10 protein-coding genes are annotated in these 15,747 nt (G+C 74.8%); 4 read left to right on the top strand and 6 right to left on the bottom strand.

Translation table 11 applies throughout. The annotated features are described in order from the left end of the window. Positions 1–34: 34 nt before the first annotated feature. The 3 genes from ABRQ22_RS17080 to ABRQ22_RS17070 all read left to right on the top strand — a co-directional run bounded on the left by ABRQ22_RS17080 (position 35) and on the right by ABRQ22_RS17070 (position 2,572). The gene (locus tag ABRQ22_RS17080; protein WP_308202355.1) at positions 35–547 is read left to right on the top strand and encodes a PadR family transcriptional regulator; all 513 of its coding nucleotides are present in this window, start codon (positions 35–37) and stop codon (positions 545–547) included. Beyond that, positions 544–1,281 (top strand): hypothetical protein, encoded by a 738-nt coding sequence (locus tag ABRQ22_RS17075; protein ID WP_253055307.1) that lies wholly within the window; start codon positions 544–546, stop codon positions 1,279–1,281. Before ABRQ22_RS17080 ends, ABRQ22_RS17075 begins: the two co-directional genes overlap by 4 nt. Positions 1,282–1,426: 145 nt before the next feature. Continuing rightward, positions 1,427–2,572 (top strand): glycerol dehydrogenase, encoded by a 1,146-nt coding sequence (locus ABRQ22_RS17070; RefSeq protein ID WP_253055306.1) that lies wholly within the window; start codon positions 1,427–1,429, stop codon positions 2,570–2,572. A 19-nt stretch (positions 2,573–2,591) separates the two neighbouring features. On the opposite strand, the gene topA is transcribed toward ABRQ22_RS17070, so the two are convergent. The 3 genes from topA to ABRQ22_RS17055 all read right to left on the bottom strand — a co-directional run bounded on the left by topA (position 2,592) and on the right by ABRQ22_RS17055 (position 8,411). After that, positions 2,592–5,354, bottom strand: coding sequence for a type I DNA topoisomerase (gene topA, locus ABRQ22_RS17065; RefSeq protein WP_253055305.1), 2,763 nt, complete (start codon positions 5,352–5,354; stop codon positions 2,592–2,594). Positions 5,355–5,517: 163 nt separating this feature from the next. Beyond that, positions 5,518–6,633: a phosphatase PAP2 family protein gene (locus ABRQ22_RS17060; protein ID WP_290445705.1), complete on the bottom strand. Its 1,116-nt coding sequence runs from the start codon at positions 6,631–6,633 to the stop codon at positions 5,518–5,520. A 62-nt stretch (positions 6,634–6,695) separates the two neighbouring features. Then, the gene (locus ABRQ22_RS17055; RefSeq protein WP_353707580.1) at positions 6,696–8,411 is read right to left on the bottom strand and encodes an ABC transporter substrate-binding protein; all 1,716 of its coding nucleotides are present in this window, start codon (positions 8,409–8,411) and stop codon (positions 6,696–6,698) included. Between the two features lie 136 nt (positions 8,412–8,547). On the opposite strand from ABRQ22_RS17055, the gene ABRQ22_RS17050 reads away from it, so the two are divergent. Next, complete coding sequence (locus ABRQ22_RS17050; RefSeq protein WP_353707579.1) at positions 8,548–9,255, top strand: helix-turn-helix domain-containing protein; 708 nt, start codon at positions 8,548–8,550, stop codon at positions 9,253–9,255. A gap of 92 nt (positions 9,256–9,347) precedes the next feature. On the opposite strand, the gene ABRQ22_RS17045 is transcribed toward ABRQ22_RS17050, so the two are convergent. From ABRQ22_RS17045 to ABRQ22_RS17035, 3 genes are read right to left on the bottom strand one after another with little or no spacing between them, the layout of a single operon-like run. After that, positions 9,348–13,001 (bottom strand): ATP-binding protein, encoded by a 3,654-nt coding sequence (locus ABRQ22_RS17045; protein WP_353709570.1) that lies wholly within the window; start codon positions 12,999–13,001, stop codon positions 9,348–9,350. Further along, entirely contained in the window at positions 13,001–13,780 is a 780-nt protein-coding gene (locus ABRQ22_RS17040) for a DUF4194 domain-containing protein (RefSeq protein ID WP_353707578.1), read from the bottom strand. The genes ABRQ22_RS17045 and ABRQ22_RS17040 overlap by 1 nt, the downstream gene beginning before the upstream one ends. After that, positions 13,777–15,456, bottom strand: a complete 1,680-nt coding sequence (locus ABRQ22_RS17035) for a DUF3375 domain-containing protein (RefSeq protein ID WP_353707577.1) — start codon at positions 15,454–15,456, stop codon at positions 13,777–13,779. Before ABRQ22_RS17035 ends, ABRQ22_RS17040 begins: the two co-directional genes overlap by 4 nt. Positions 15,457–15,747: the final 291 nt, after the last annotated feature.

Raw genomic sequence — 15,747 nt, 5'->3', positions numbered from 1 at the left:
TGCCGCCCTAACTAGATAGCCGTACTGTCTAGCCATGAGGTTCGACGAGCGGCTCGACCGCGAGCTCCTGCGCGGCGTGCTGCCGCTGTGCGTGCTCGCGGTCGTCGCGACCCACGGCCCCACCTACGGCTACGCGATCACGCGGTCGCTCGCCGACGCGGGCCTCGGCACCGTGAAGGGCGGCACGCTCTACCCGCTGCTGCAGCGCCTGGAGGACGACGGCCTCGTCACGACCTCCTGGCACCAGGGCGAGCGCGGGCCGAGCCGTCGGTACTACGCCGTCACGGGCCAGGGTCGCGTCGCGCTCGCCGACGCGACCTCCCGCTGGGACGCCGTGACGACGGCGGCGAGCACCCTCGTCGCGGGCCCGTCCGGCACGCCCTCGCCGGACGGTGCGCGCCCGGCCGCAGGCCTCGCCCCGCACGCGGGGGCGCGCCCGGACCCCGACCGGGGACCAGGACCGGTCCCGGGGCCGGTCCCAGAGCCGGTCGCGATCCCGGCAGACGCACCTCCTCCCGACCCCACCCCGAGAAGGACCCCTCGATGAGCGACACGACCCGCTACACGATCGAGCGCCGCCACGCGCCGCACGTCGACCCGCGCTGGGCCGAGGCGCTCCTGCTGGAGCTGCGGCTCCAGGGGGTCGCCGGAGCACGGATCGGCGCCGTGCTCGCCGAGGTGGACGCGCACGTCGTCGACTCCGGCGAGACCGCGTGGGAGGCGTTCGGCGATCCCGTGGCGTACGCGCGCTCGCTCGACCTGCCCGAGGACCCCGCGCAGTCGAGCTCCTCGATCGGCCGCACGGTGGCCGCCTCCGCCGTGCAGACGGTCGGGATGCTCGGCGTGCTGTGGTCGCTGCGACCCGCGCTCGACGGCGGCACCCTCGTGGTCCCGGCCGGGATGCTGCTCGTCCTCGTGGCCGCGCTCGCGGGCTTCGTCGGGCTGTGGCGCGCCGGCGACCGGCTGCTGCGCGCCGCCCTCGCCCACCCCGTGCCGACCGTCCTCGGGAACGTGGTCGTGACGGGCGCCCTCGTGGCCGTCGCGGTCACGCTGCGCGCCCCGGTCGCGACCCTCCCTGCGGTCCCGGTCCTGGTCGCGGCCGCCGTCGCGCTCGTCGTGGGGACCGTCTGGGGCCTGCGCGAGCAGGGCTCGGGCGACCCCGTCGTCGACCCGCTCGACGACGCGCCGCACGCCCGCACCGACCGCACCGGGCGCTGGGGCGTGCTGCTCCTGCCCGCCGTGACGGTCGTGCTCGGCACGATCACGCTGCTGGCCGGCTGACCCGGCCGGGACCAAGGTCACGCACCCCGGCGTCCCGGTGGTGGTCCCCGGGGACGCGTGCCACGGTGGGGAAGGCCGGCGGGCACCGGCCTCGCACGGCTGCGGCGCGCCCGACGGCGACCCACCGACTCCACAGGAGGCCACGATGCCCGAGGTTCCCGTCCGCACGCTCATCAGCCCGCTGCGCTACGTCCAGGCCCGCGGTGCGCTCACGCGGCTCGGCGAGTTCGTCCGACCGATCGGCACGAAGCCGCTGCTCGTCGCCGACGACGTCGTGTGGGGCATCGTCCAGGACACGGTCGCCGTGTCCTTCCAGGACCAGGACCTCCCCCGCCACCGCACCGGGTTCGGCACGTACGCCACCGCCGCGGAGGTCGACCGGCTCGCGCGCGAGATCGACGAGCTCGGCGCCGACGTGATCGTCGGCATCGGCGGCGGCTCGACGATCGACGCCGTGAAGGCCGCGGGCCACCTGCGCGGCATCCGCTGGGTCTCCGTGCCGACCGTCGCGTCCACCGACGCCCCGTGCTCCGCCCTGTCCGTCATCTACACCGAGGACGGCGCGTTCGAGGAGTACCGGTTCTTCCCGCACAACCCGGACCTCGTGCTCGTCGACACGGGCCTCGTCGCGAACGCGCCCGTGAAGTTCCTCGTCGCCGGCGTCGGGGACGCGCTCGCGACGTGGATCGAGGCGCGCGCCGTCGCCGAGGCGAACGCGTCGACCATGGCCGGCGGCCTCCCGCTCGTCACGGGCACGGCGCTCGCGCAGCTCTCGTGGGACATCCTCTGGGAGAACGCGCTGCCCGCGATCGACGCGGTGAAGGACCACCTCGTGACACCTGCGGTCGAGAAGGTCGTCGAGGCGAACACGCTCCTGTCCGGGCTGGGCTTCGAGTCCGGCGGCCTCGCCGCGGCGCACGCGATCCACAACGGACTCACCGCGGCGCCCCAGACGCACGGGCTCACGCACGGCCAGAAGGTGAACATCGGCTCCGTGACGCAGCTCGTGCTGGAGGGCGCGCCGACCGAGGAGATCGAGGAGTTCGTGCGCTTCACGACGCGCGTCGGCCTGCCGAACACGCTCACCGAGATCGGCCTGACCGCGGACGACGTGCACGACCTCACGCGCGTCGCGGAGGCCGCCACCGCGGAGGGCGAGACGATCCACGCCATGCCGTTCCCCGTGCGCGTGCCGGAGCTCGTCGACGCCCTGCGCTCCATCGAGGGCTTCTCCCGCCGCGTCCGCGCCGAGGCCGGCCTCCCCGAGCCGGTCGGGCACACCGCGCACTGACCACGGCCCGAGGCGGGCCCTACTTCTTCGCGGGGGCCTTCTTCGCGGTCGGCTTGCGGGCCGTGGTGCGCTTCTTCGCCGGGCCCTGGGCGCGCTTCTCGGCGAGGAGCTCGATCGCGCGCTCGGGGGTGATCGACTCGGGCGTGACGTCGCGGGGCAGCGTGCGGTTCGTCTCGCCGTCGGTGACGTAGGCGCCGAAGCGGCCGTCCTTGACGACGATCGGCTTGCCGCTGTTCGGGTCGTCGCCGAGCTCGCGCAGGGGCGGGGTCGCGGCGCGCTGGCCGCGCCCGCGCTTGGGCTGCTTGTACAGCTCGAGCGCCTCGTCGAGCGTGACGGTGAACATCGACTCCTCGTCGGGCAGCGACCGCGAGTCGGTGCCCTTCTTGAGGTAGGGCCCGTAGCGGCCGTTCTGCGCCGTGATCTCCTCGCCCGACTCGGGGTCCGTCCCGACGACGCGCGGCAGCGACAGCAGGCGCAGCGCGTCGTCGATCGTGATCGTGTCGAGCGACTGCGTCTTGAGCAGCGACGCCGTGCGCGGCTTGGGCTGCGCGGCCTTCGCCTTCTTCTGTGCGGCGGCGGACAGGCTCGTGTCGATCGGCGGGAGGTCGAGGACCTCGGTGACGTAGGGCCCGTAGCGTCCGGCCTTCGCGACGACCTCGTTGCCCGAGACGGGGTCGGTGCCGAGCACCTTGCCGTCGTCGGCACCGGCCGCGAGGAGCTCGCGCGCCTTGGCGACGGTCAGCTCGTCGGGGGCGACGTCGTCGGGCACGGACGCGCGCGGCGGGTTCTCCCCCTCCTTGACCGGGACGGAGAGGTCCTCCACGTACGGGCCGTAGCGCCCGACGCGGAGCTGGATGCCCTCGCCGATCGGCACCGAGTTGATGCCGCGCGCGTCGATGTCGCCGAGGTTCGCGACGAGGTCGCGCAGACCCTCGGCGTCCTCGCCCTTCGCGGCGTCGCCGAAGTAGAACTCGGTGAGCCACGCCACGCGGTCGCGGCGCCCGGCGGCGATCTCGTCGAGGTCGGCCTCCATGCGCGCGGTGAAGTCGTAGTCGACGAGCCGGTCGAAGTGCTCCTCGAGCAGCCGCACGACGGCGAACGCGAGCCAGCTCGGCACGAGCGCCTGCCCGCGCGAGAGCACGTACCCGCGGTCCTGGATCGTGGAGATCGTCGACGCGTAGGTCGAGGGCCGTCCGATGCCGAGCTCCTCGAGCGCCTTGACGAGGCTCGCCTCGGTGTAGCGGGGCGGGGCGGACGTCGAGTGCCCGTCGGCCGTGAGGTCGTCCCCGCGCAGCGGGTCGCCCTCGGCCATCTGCGGCAGGCGCGCGTCGTCGTCGCCCTTGGTCCCGACGACGGGCGCGTCCTCCGCGTACCGGTCGACGTCGGAGCTCTCCTCGTACGCGGCGAGGAACCCGCGGAACGTGATGACGGTGCCCGACGCGGCGAACACCGCGTCGCGGCCCGCGACGTCGCCCGCGGCGGCCGAGAGGGTCGCGCCGAGGCGGACGGACGCCGTCGACCCCTTCGCGTCCGCCATCTGCGACGCGACGGTGCGCTTCCACACGAGCTCGTAGAGCTTGAACTGGTCGTCGCTCAGCTCGCGCTTGACCTGCGCGGGCGTGCGGAACGAGTCGCCCGCGGGACGGATCGCCTCGTGCGCCTCCTGCGCGCCCTGGTTCTTCGCGGCGTAGACGCGCGGCTTCTCCGGCACGAACTCGGGGCCGTAGAGCTCGGCCGCCTGGCGGCGGGCCGCCGTCGTGGCCTCCGCCGACAGCGACGGCGAGTCCGTGCGCATGTAGGTGATGTAGCCGTTCTCGTACAGCGACTGCGCGGTGCGCATGGCCTGGCGCGACGACATGCGCAGCTTGCGGCTGGCCTCCTGCTGGAGGGTCGACGTCGTGAACGGCGCCGCGGGACGGCGCGTGTACGGCTTGGTGTCGAGCGAGCGCACGGCGAACGCGGCGTCCGCGAGACCCGCCACGACGGCGCGGGCCGTCGACTCGTCGAGGTGCGCGACGCCGTCGCGCGCCGCCGCCGCCTTGAGCTGCCCCCGGTCGTCGAAGTCGCGGCCCGAGGCGACGCGTGCGTCGCCGACCTGCACGAGCCGGGCGCCGAACGCCTTCCCGGCGTCGGCGGCGGACGCGTCCGCGTGCTCGAACGTCCCCGTGACGTCCCAGTACTCCGCTGCGACGAACGCCATGCGCTCGCGCTCGCGCTCGACGACGAGGCGCGTCGCGACCGACTGCACGCGCCCGGCCGAGAGCCCCTGGGCGATCTTGCGCCACAGCACGGGCGAGACCTCGTAGCCGTAGAGGCGGTCGAGGATGCGGCGGGTCTCCTGCGCGTCGACGAGGTGCTCGTCGAGGTCGCGCGTGTTCTGCAGCGCCCGCTGGATGGCCTCGCGCGTGATCTCGTGGAAGACCATGCGCTTGACCGGGACCTTGGGCTTGAGCGCCTCGAGGAGGTGCCACGCGATGGCCTCGCCCTCGCGGTCCTCATCCGTCGCGAGGTAGAGCTCGTCGGCGTCCTTGAGCGCGCGCTTGAGCTCGGCGACCTTCTTCTTCTTGTCCGCGTAGACCTCGTAGTACGGGTCGAAGCCGTGGTCGACGTCGACCGCGAACTTCCCGTACGGGCCCTTCTTCATGTCCGCGGGCAGCTCGGACGGCTGCGGCAGGTCGCGGATGTGCCCGACGCTCGCCTCGACCTCGTAGTCGTCGCCGAGGTAGCCCTGGATCTTGCGAGCCTTGGCGGGCGACTCGACGATCACGAGCTTGCGTGGCATCCGATCCTGCTTTCGTCCGTGCGTACGTGTCAGTGGTGGGCGCTCCCGCCCGACGGCGACCGGGCACCACCCCGGGCGTGCGGCGCGTCGTGGCCTCGGGAACGACCGTCCGGTCGTCCGCCGTGGCAGCCTACGACGTTACTCCCGTCGCGCCAGCCGCACCCTACCCCCGAACGGCGTGCACGTCCGGGCGAGCCGTGGACTGCCGGACGAGGAGCAGGACGGCGAACGCGGCGGCCGTCACCGCGAGCACGCCCGCCACCCCTCCGGCGTAGGCGGTGACCTCCTGCGCGGCCGTGGTGCCCCAGGTCGCGGGCGTCGCCCGCAGCGCGAGCGCCGCCGCCACCCCGGCCGCCGCGGCGCCGAGCAGGAGGAGGACGGCCATGACCGTCGAGCCCGGCGACGGGCCGGCGCCCGGGTCGAGGGCCGACCGCGGCGTGAAGGCGCACACGAGCGCCGCCCACGCGAGGACGACGAGGACCGCGGCGACGACGTCGCTCGGGCGGTGCCACTGCCCGACGAGCGTCGAGATCCCGGTCGCGGCCGTGTACGCGCCGCCGAGGACCGCCACGAGCGGACGGGCCGCGCGCGGGACGACGAGCAGCAGGGCCGCGGCGACCGACCCGGCGACGGTGGTGTGCCCGCTCGGCAGCGAGTTCTCCCAGTGCCAGCCGCCGATCAGCTCCTCGCGACCGAGGAGCGAGTGCTTGACGAGCTGCGTCGTGACGTTCGCCCCCACGACGAGGAAGGCCACCTGCACGGCGAGGCCCCAGCGCCGGCGCAGGAGCGCGATCCCCATGGCAGCGCCGAGGCCGCCGACGACGAACGCGACCGAGACCGTGTCCAGGACCGGCTCCGCCACCGTCCAGAGCTCGCCCTGGCCGGTGACGGCGCCGTCGAACGCGGCTCGCTCGAGCATCTGCCCGGCGAACGTGTCGACGAAGAACCGCCACACGAGCCACGCCCCCGCGACGGCGAGCACCGCGACGACGGCGGCGACGACGCGCGACGCGGTGCTGGGCCCGTCGGCGTCGGCGGTCGGGACACGACGGGGTGCCGGGTGTGGTCCCCGCGGGCTCGAGGCCACGGGCGGGTACGACGCCCCGGGCGGGTAGGGGGCGCCCGACGGGTACGCGGCGACCGGAGGGGGCGGCGTCACCGGCGGGCGCGGGGCGCCGGAAGGCGCGGGCGGCAGCACCGGCGGCGTCGCCGGGAGCGGTCGCGTGCCCGTCCCGCCGCTGGTCGGCAGCGGCCGGGTCGGGGCGTGGTCGGCTGGCATCCCTCCACCGTAGAGGACGCGTGTGTGCGTTCCGGGAAGAGGACGGGAAGAGGCTCCGCGCGCTACTCCCCTGCGCTCGGGACGAGGCGCGTGAGGATCAGCGACGCGGCCGGGCTGGTCGGCTGCGGCGACGCGTACGGGTCGGCGTCCGACGGGAACCCGGTGTAGGCGACGGTCGAGTACTGGGCGGCCGTCGGGCGCCCGAGGAGCGGGATCGCGGGGACCTGGTCGACGTAGACGTGCTGGATCGTCGCCAGCGCGGCCGCGCGCTCCGCCGCGTCGGTCGAGGAGGCGTAGACCAGGAACGCGGCGTCCGCGTCGGGGTCCTGGAACCGGCCGAAGTTCGCGTCGGCGCTGGTGCCGAGCGGGCGCAGGTGGGCGCCGTTCATCTGGCTGGAGTACGTGTCCCAGGGCGTCGCGCCGCCGTCGGTCCAGTGCATCGACGCCTGGAAGTCGCCCGTGCCGATCTTGTCGAACCACTCGGCCTCGTCCTGCCCCTCCACCGTCGCGACGATGCCGAGCCGCGCGGCCGCGTCCTTGACCGCCTCGAGCTCCCACATGTAGTCGGTCCACCCGGAGGGGTTCGTCAGCGTGAACGTGACGGGCACGCCGTCCTCGTCCTGGAGGACGCCGTCCACCAGGTCGTACCCCGCGTCCTCGAGGATCGCGGTGGCACCCGGGACGTCGACCGTGAGGCGCCGGTCGGCGAGGTCCGGAGCGAGGAACGGCTCGCCGGCCGGCAGCGGCAGCCCGGTCGCGCTGCGCAGCGCGGGCCAGACGCCGGAGGTGGCGTAGTTCGAGATGTCCTCGCGGTCGAGCACGATGTTCAACGCGCGGCGCACGGCGACGTCGTCGAACGGCGGCACCTGCGTGTTGAGGAAGAGCGCGTCGATCGCCAGACCGGTCGGGGCGAACTGGTGGAGGTGCTCGGGGTCGGCGGCGAGATAGACGCGCTCGTAGCCGGGGATGTACGCCCAGCCCCACTGCACCTCGCCGCTCACGTACGCCGCGGTGAGGGAGTCGTTGTCCGGGAACGCGACGTATCGCAGCTCCGGGACGGCGAGCGGACCGCCCCAGTAGTCGTCCCGGGCGACGAGCGTGGCACCGTCGGTCGTGAACTCCTCGAGGACGTACGGCCCCGTGCCGACCGGGTCGACGTTCGGGTCCTCCAGGAGCGTCTCGGCGGGGCGGTCGGCCCACACGTGCTCGGGCACGACGAACGTGTTGATCGCCTTGGTGCGGTTGACGTACTGGCCGCTCCCGAACGTCACGACGACGTCCCTCCCCTCGACGCGCACGTCGTCGTACGGGAGGAGGTCCGGGTTGAGCGCGGGGACGTCCCTGCGGAGCCCGAACGTGAAGGCGACGTCGTCGGGCGTGAGGGGCTCGCCGTCGGACCAGAGCACGCCCTCGCGGACCGTGACCCGCAGCTCCGTGTAGCCCGCGTCCCAGGACCACTCGCTCGCGAGCCAGGGGGTCGGGTCCTGGGCCGGGTCGACGAGGTTGACCTGCGCGAGCGGCTCGTAGAGGACGTTCGCGTAGCCGAGCTTCTGCGCGGCGGACCCGCTGTCGAAGGGGTTGTTGTCCTCCTCGTCCACCGAGTTGGGCATCCCGATCGTCAGCACGGCGGGGACGGCCGTCGGCGTGGGCTCGTCGGTCGGGGTCGCGAGACCGCACGCCGCGGCGACGAGCGCGACCGGCGCAGCGACGGCGACCGCGACGGCCGCGCGACGCGGCACGGTGCGGACGGTACGGCGGGTGACGGAACGAGTGGTCACGCGGGGCTCCTCGGCGAGTCCGTGATCTGCGGCGACGCCGGGCGCTCCGTCGCCCTCGACGCCATTCCGGAGGCGATTCAACCACACATTACTAACTCGTCAGTAAGAGCGGGTGGGTCGCAGTATGGTTGCCGTCATGACCGACGCCATCCCCGCGCGGAGCGCCACCGACGCCGCCCCCGCACGGACGCCCCGCCCCCGCCGCACCCGCCCCGCGACGCTCGAGCGCCGCGAGGAGATCCTGCGCGCGGCGATGCGCGTGTTCGGGTCCAAGGGCTACCACCAGGGCTCGCTCGCCGAGGTCGCCGAGCAGGTCGGCATCACGCACGCCGGGGTGCTGCACCACTTCGGTTCCAAGGACCGCCTGCTCACCGAGGTGCTGGAGTTCCGGGACCGCGTCGACGTCGAGCACCTCGAGGGGCAGCACATCCCCGGCGGGCTCGACCTGTTCCGGCACCTGGTCAAGACCGCCGCGATCAACGCCGAGCGGCCCGGGATCGTCCAGGCGTACACCGTGCTCACGGGCGAGGCCGTCACCGACGGCCACCCGGCGAGCGCCTGGGTCACCGAACGCTTCACCGGCCTGCGGGCCGACATCGCGGGCGCGCTGCGCGAGGTGGTCGAGGAGCGCCGCGCCGCGGGCGACACCGAGACGGACTACGAGCTCACCGACGCCGCGCTCGACCTCGCCGCCTCCACGATCATCGGCGCGATGGACGGCCTCCAGACCCAGTGGCTGCTCGACCCCGACGCCGTGGACCTCGCCGAGTCGACCGCGTTCGCGATCGAGGCGATCCTCGCCTCGACCCTCGCCGGGGCCCGGCGACCGCGCCCGCTCGACTGACGGTCGTCGTCGGGCACGGCGTCCGCTCAGGGAACCTCGCCGGGACCAGCGTTCCCCTCGCGCGACCGGAGTCTTCTCGCGTGACCGGGGCTCTACCTCGCGGCGGGCTCGGGCTCCGCTGCGGTCTCGAGTCCGGCGTCCGAGGGCGGCGCCTCGCCGGTCGTGCGACCGTCACGGTAGGCGGCGATCGACAGGGTCCGCAGGCGAGAGGACCGCCCCGAGGGATTGTCGACGAACCCGACGGCCGAGATGTAGGGCTCGATGACGTGGATCTTCTGCAGCGGCGTGACGATGAGCAGCTGCAGCCCGAGGCGGCGGAACAGCTCGAGCGCGAACCGGGTCGACTCGTCCGACCCCCGACCGAACGCCTCGTCGATGACGACGAACCGGAACGCCGTCGACCGCACCGCGCCCCAGTCGAGCTTGAACTGGTAGGCGAGGGACGCCGCGAGCACGGTGTACGCGAGCTTCTCCTTCTGGCCGCCGGACTTGCCGCCGGAGTCGGAGTAGTGCTCGTGCTCGGAGTCGTCGGCACGCGAGCGCTCCGACGCGGAGAGCACGAACCAGTTGCGGACGTCGGTCACGCGGCGGCGCCACGCCTCGTCGAGGTCCGTCATGCCCTCGCGACCACGGAACCGCTCGACGAGCGCCTTGACCCGCAGGAACCGGTCCTCCGAGTACGACAGCGCGCCGTCGGCGAGCGACCCGTCGCCCTCGGCGAGCGCGCGGTCGTCCTCGGCGAGGATCCCGTCGCCGTCGGTGCACGCGCGCAGGTCCTGCTGGAACTCCCGTACCTCGAGGTTGGGCGTGCGCGACATCTCCAGGCGGATGTACCGGCCCGGGTTGTAGTCGATCGCGCGGAGCGAGTCGTTGATCGTGTCGATCCGGTCGCGGATGACGTCGGCCTGCTTGGCGAGCTCGGCCGCGAAGCCGGCGATGTCGCGGATCGCGTTCGTGTTGAGGTACGCCTTGAAGTCGGCCTCGAACCGCGGGAGGTCGTCGCGCACGAGCCGGTCGTGGATCTCGCGGTAGCCGTCGGCCGAGCGCACGTCCGCGTCGAGCTCCGCCGTCTCGACCGGGTACGCCGACCGGAACGAGGCCATCTGCCCCGCGATCCGCGTCCCGAGGTCCGCGCGCTCGCGCTGCGCCTGCTCGGCCTCGGCGGTGAGCCGCGAGCGCACCGCGTTCTCGACGGCGTCCAGGTCGGCCGTGCGCGTCGGGCCGGTCGCGCCGTCCCGGCCGACACCGTCCCGGTCGGTGCCGGCCGCGCCGACCGCCGCGAGCTCGCGGTCGAACTCCGCGGTGAGGGCGGCCGTCGTCTCCTCGTCGAGCGCCTCGCCCGCGCCGTCGAGCACGGCCCGCGCCCGCTCGCGCGCGGTGCGCGCCTCGTCGAGCGCGTGCCGGTCGGCGCCGAGCGTCGCGACGACGCGGTCGCGCTCGGCCTCGAGCTCGCCGTGGCGACGCGCGTTGTCGTCGAGCAGCGTCGCGATCCGGCCGAGCTCGTCGCTCGCCTGCTCGAGCCGCCGCTTCTCCTCGGCGAGCTCGGCGATGCGCGCCGTCTCGGCGCCGCGGTCGAGCTCGTCCCAGTCGCGGTAGACGTCGAGCCGGCCGAGCGCGGCCGAGCGCGCCTGGAGGTCGCCCCGGGCGGCGGCGGCCTCGTCGCGGCGCCGCGCGAGCGTGTCGCGCCGCGCGGTCACCTCGGCCGCCTGCTCCAGCAGCGCGTCGATCTTGGCCTGCGTCGACCAGCCGAGCACGTAGCCGCGGCGGTCGTCGACGGCACGCGTGTCGTTCTTCTCGTGATGGTCCGGCGAGTGCTTCACCTGGCCCGCGCGCGTGATCGCGCGCGGGAGGCGGCGGAACGCGTCGAGGTCCGGCGCGCACGCGTGGTCGGCGCGCCGCTCCAGCTCGGCCTCGACCCACGCCGTGAGTGACGGCGCGTCGTCGAGCTGCCGCACGTCGAGCAGGTCGGCGAGCAGCGGGACGTCGTCGCGCGGCGCGGGCCGGGCGGCCGGGACGCGCTCGGGCACCCGGTGGTACACGAGCCGCAGGCCCAGGTGCTCGCGGTCGACCCACGCGGACACGGCGTCGTAGTGCGCGGCCGGCACGAGCAACGAGAGCGCGAAACCGCGCAGCACGCGCTCGGCCGCGCCCTCCCAGTCGGCGTGCTCGGTGCGCACCGCGAGCAGCTCGCCGACGAACGGCACGTCCGCCGGGGAGAGCCCGACGCCGGCGCACAGCCGGTCGCGCACCTCCAGGTGGGTGCGCGGCAGGTTGGAGCGGCGGTCGGCGAGGCTCCCGAGCTCGGCCTTGACGTCGGCGGTCTCCTGCTCGACGGCGCGCAGCTCCGCGGCGACCTCGCCCGCCCGCTCCTCCGCCCGGGCGAGGTCGTCGCGCACGCGCACCGCGGCGTCGTCGGCCGCACGCCGCAGCGCGGCGAACGCCGCGGCGTCGACGAGCGCGGCAGCCACGCCCGCCGCCCCTCCGCCGAACCCTGGCTGGCTCCCCACGACGTCCTCGCCCTGGGGAGAAACCCCGGGTTCGGCACCGTCCGGGCCGCCGAGCGTCAGGCCTGCGGCGGCGGCGTAGCCCGCGAGCCGGGCGACGCGGCGCTCGCGCGCGGCGCGCTCGACCTCGCGGCGCGCGACCTCGCCCTCGATCGCCGCGAGCCGGTCGCCGCCGTGCCCCGCGCGCTCGAGCTCGAGCCGCTGCCGCTCGGCCGCGAGGAGCCCCAGCTCGTCGCCGACCCGCTGGCGGCGGGACTCGCCGTCCGCGACGCGCTCGTCGAGGGCGCCGATGAGCCCGTCGAGGTCGGCCACCCGCCGCGAGGCCGTGAACGCGCGCAGGGCGTCGCGGCGCGCCACGAGCGCGGCAGACCGCTCCCCCAGCGCGTCGTGCGCGTCGCAGTCCGCGAGCAGCGGCGCGAGCCGCTCGATCTGCGCGGTGGCCCGCACGACGGCGTCGTGCGCGCTCGTGAGGTCGTCGAAGTGCGCGACGAGCCGGTCCGTCCAGCGGTCCGCGTCGAACGGCTCGAGCATGTGCTCGCGCACGAACTCGCCGAGGTCGCCCACCGACTTCATCGACACCGTCTGGTGGAACAGGTCCATGGCCTGCTCCGACGGGATGCCGAGCAGACGACGGAAGTCGCGCCCGTACTCGGGGAAGTGGTCGCGCACCTGGGCGCCCGACTCGCGCAGGCGACGTCGCAGCGCCGCCACGTCGCCGCCGAACCCGGCGAAGTCCTCGGTGATCGTCAGCGGACGGTCCGCGGTGACGAAGAACCGGTCGGGCTGGCCCGACTGCCCCGGCGCGAGCCAGAACACCTGGGCGAGCGTGACCTCCTGGTCGAACCCGCGGTTGGAGAACCGTCCCAGCACGACCGAGTACGTGCCGCGCTCACGCAGCCCGACGTGGCGCGTCGTGCCCGTCGCCTCGTCGCGCTCCGACTTGTAGTGCCCCGCGACGTACGACCGCAGGGACCGCTCGCGCGCGCCCGCCCCGGCCGCCTTGTTGTAGGAGATGCGGTGCGACGGCACGAGCAGCGTCGTCACGGCGTCGACGATCGTCGACTTGCCCGACCCGATGTCGCCCGTGAGGAGCGCGTTGCGCCCGTCGAGGTCGAACGCCCACACGCGCTGGTCGAACGTGCCCCAGTTGAGCACCTCCAGCCGTTCGAGGCGGAAGCCCGCCCGGGCGTCGAGGTCCGCCGCCGGGTCGTGCAGCTCGACCGCGCTGAACAGGCCCTCCATCACGCCACCGTCCTCGTCGTCGTGCTCGCGCTCGTCCCTGCGCCCGTCCCTGCGCCCGTCCCTGCGCTCGTCCCGGTGGCCGCTGCGCCCGCGCGCGACCCCGGTCCCGTCCCGGCGCCGTCCGCGGCGAGCTCCAGGTACTGCGCGAGGCGCGCGTCGAAGTCCGCGAGCCACTGCGCGTCGACGAACGCCTTGAGGATGCGCCGCACCTCGTACCGCCGCGCGTCGCCGGAGGCCGGGTCGCCGTCCTCGCCCGGGGCGCCCCCGGCGGGCGAGCCGTCCGGGTCGGGGCGGCCCGCCGGGCGCAGGAAGCCCAGCTCCACGACGCGCCGCACGAGCCCGTCCACGCGGTCCACCAGCCGGGCCTCGTTGGCCGCCGCGCCGGCGTCCTGCGCGAGGAACACCCGCAGCAGGTCGACGATCTCCGTGCGCGCGAGCACGAGCCGCGTGTCACCGCCCTCGGAGTCGGCCTGCGCGAGCCGCTTGCGCAGCAGCGCGAGCAGCAGGCTCACGTCGAACGGCAGCTCGCGGCGCGGGATGAGGCGCGGCACGCGCTCGTCGCGCTCGTGCTCGGGCTGCGAGCGCAGGTAGGCGTAGCCGTCGCCCTCGTCGACGACGACCTGCAGGCCCATCATCGCGACGGTGTCGCGCACCTGCGCCTCGCGCGCGAGCAGGTCGCGCCACAGCGCCTCGCCGGACTCGCGGTAGACGACGCCCTTGAGCAGCGACGTCACGACGACGGACAGCTCCGGGTCGCGCGCGGTGCGGGTCGTGCTCACGGGGTCTCCTCCGGGGCCGGGTCGGTGTCGTGGGGCTGCTGGCCTGGCGGGGTGCTCGGCACGGGCACCGGGTCGCGCGGCGGGCCGCCCGCCCCGGCGCGCCGCGCGTAGGTGACGCGCGGCAGGCGAGCGACGCGCACCACGGGGTCCGGCGTCGAGTCCTCGGCGACGGGCCCGGTCGGGGCCTCGCCCTCCCAGCGCACCTCGTCGGTGCGCTCCTCGTCGTGCACGACGACGAAGCGCGGGTCCTCCAGCGACAGGTACGTCACGAGCTCCGCCAGTCCGTGCTCGAGCGGCGCGTCGGCGAGCAGGTCGGCGAGCGCGACCTCCCCCGGGCCGCCCGGCCGGGAGAGCGTCGCGCGGACCGTGCGCGCGAGGCGCTCCGGGTCGACGTGCACCTGGTCGTACAGCGCGTCGACCTCGAAGTCGTCGTCGCCGGCCTCGACGTGGTCCGAGTCGAGCCGGGCCGTGGGGCGCGGCGTGAAGAGCGGTCGCTCGGTCGGCAGGACGATCTCCGGCGCGACGGCGTCGACCGTCATTCCCGGAGGTCCTCCCGCCCTGCGGGCGACGTCGCGCGCGGCGAGCGCCTTGGCCTCCACGCCGCGCAGGATGTCCATGACCCGCCGGTTCTCGAGCCAGACCTGGTCGTCGAGGAAGCGGCGGAGCTGCTCCGAGAGGGTGCGCACGGTCGCCTGCGTGCGCTCGCCGGCGTCGAGCCAGTCGTAGTGCACGCGCCGTAGCCGGCGGTGCTCCTGCTCCCGCGCCGCCGCGTCCGTCGCGGCGGCGTCCACGTCCGGCCCGGGCGCCCCCGGGGCCGGCCGGACGACGTCGGGCGCGATCGCGTCGAGGGACTGCACGCGCTCGACGAGCGCGGCGAACTCCTCCTGGCGGCGACGGTCGAGCAGGAAGTCGTAGAACGCGTGGAACGAGCGGCCCTGGTCGGACTCCGCGATGGCCGTGCGCGACCGCACGACCTCCTCCAGCAGCTCGCCCTTGGCGCCGTCCCAGCCGGTGATGCGCTCGCGCAGCTCGCGGTCGAGCGAGCGGAAGTTCGCCTCGACCTCCCGGAAGTCGGAGAGCAGGTCGGCGGCGGTCTGCGTGAGCTGCTGGTAGCGGTCGCGCTGCGCCGCCGCGTCGAGCACGGCGACGCGCCCGGCACGCACCTGGGCGATCTCGTCGTCGATCGCCGCACGGCGCTCCTCGAGCTCGCGCAGGCGCTCCGCCGGGTCGGTCTGGGTCCCGACGGCGAGCTGGCGCAGGAGCTCGAACACGGTGTTGAGCCGCGACTCGGTGCCCACGAACCCGCGCCCGCGCAGCGACGCGACCCAGCGCACGGCCTGCTCGACGGCGGGCGTCGCGTCGTAGTGGGGCTCGGCCGAGCCCGGTGGGTACCAGGCGCGCAGCCAGCCCTGGTCGGGGTGCGCCCAGTGGTCGACGTACGCCTGCGGGGGTCGCGGGTACCGCGGCTCTGCTCCGGAGGCTCGTGCGGACCGGCCGTCGACCGCCCACAGGTGGTCGTCGAGCCGCGCGACGAGCTCGCTCTCGGGGATCGCGCGCACGTTGTCCTCGACGAACAGGGTGCCGAGGAACGACAGCACGAGCGGCGCCGTGTCCGCGCGCAGGAGCCGCCACGCCGCGCTCGACCGCCGCAGGGAGTCGACGTCGTCGTGCTGCACGCAGGTCCTCTCGGGCGGGTGGGGCTCGGGCCGGTTCGCGCCGCGGGGAGCGCGGGCGCCCCCAGATCTTAGGCGGGGACGCCCCTACCGCCGTGACGACCCACCGTCGTCGCACACCTCGGCCGAGAACGACACGACGCCCCGTCGAGCACGACACGGCGGTCGCTCTCGGCCCCTCGACGTCCCTCATGTCGTGTTCGACCGGTGGCGGGGCGGGTTCGGCGGGTTCGGCGGCCAGGATCCGGGACCATGGTCCCTGTCGGCGGCGGGTGCGGGGTTCGTAACCTGGGT

The sequence above is a fragment of the Cellulosimicrobium sp. ES-005 genome, assembly GCF_040448685.1.
GTDB lineage: Bacteria > Actinomycetota > Actinomycetes > Actinomycetales > Cellulomonadaceae > Cellulosimicrobium > Cellulosimicrobium cellulans_G.
The sequence above is the reverse complement of the archived record's forward strand: the minus strand, read 5'-3'. Positions and strand labels throughout refer to the sequence as shown.

Coding starts and splice junctions, on each gene's coding strand:
- ABRQ22_RS17080 (WP_308202355.1), top strand. CDS start 35: ATGAGGTTCGACGAGCGGCTCGACCGCGAGCTCCTGCGCGGCGTGCTG.
- ABRQ22_RS17075 (WP_253055307.1), top strand. CDS start 544: ATGAGCGACACGACCCGCTACACGATCGAGCGCCGCCACGCGCCGCAC.
- ABRQ22_RS17070 (WP_253055306.1), top strand. CDS start 1,427: ATGCCCGAGGTTCCCGTCCGCACGCTCATCAGCCCGCTGCGCTACGTC.
- topA (WP_253055305.1), bottom strand. CDS start 5,354: ATGCCACGCAAGCTCGTGATCGTCGAGTCGCCCGCCAAGGCTCGCAAG.
- ABRQ22_RS17060 (WP_290445705.1), bottom strand. CDS start 6,633: ATGCCAGCCGACCACGCCCCGACCCGGCCGCTGCCGACCAGCGGCGGG.
- ABRQ22_RS17050 (WP_353707579.1), top strand. CDS start 8,548: ATGACCGACGCCATCCCCGCGCGGAGCGCCACCGACGCCGCCCCCGCA.
- ABRQ22_RS17045 (WP_353709570.1), bottom strand. CDS start 13,001: ATGGAGGGCCTGTTCAGCGCGGTCGAGCTGCACGACCCGGCGGCGGAC.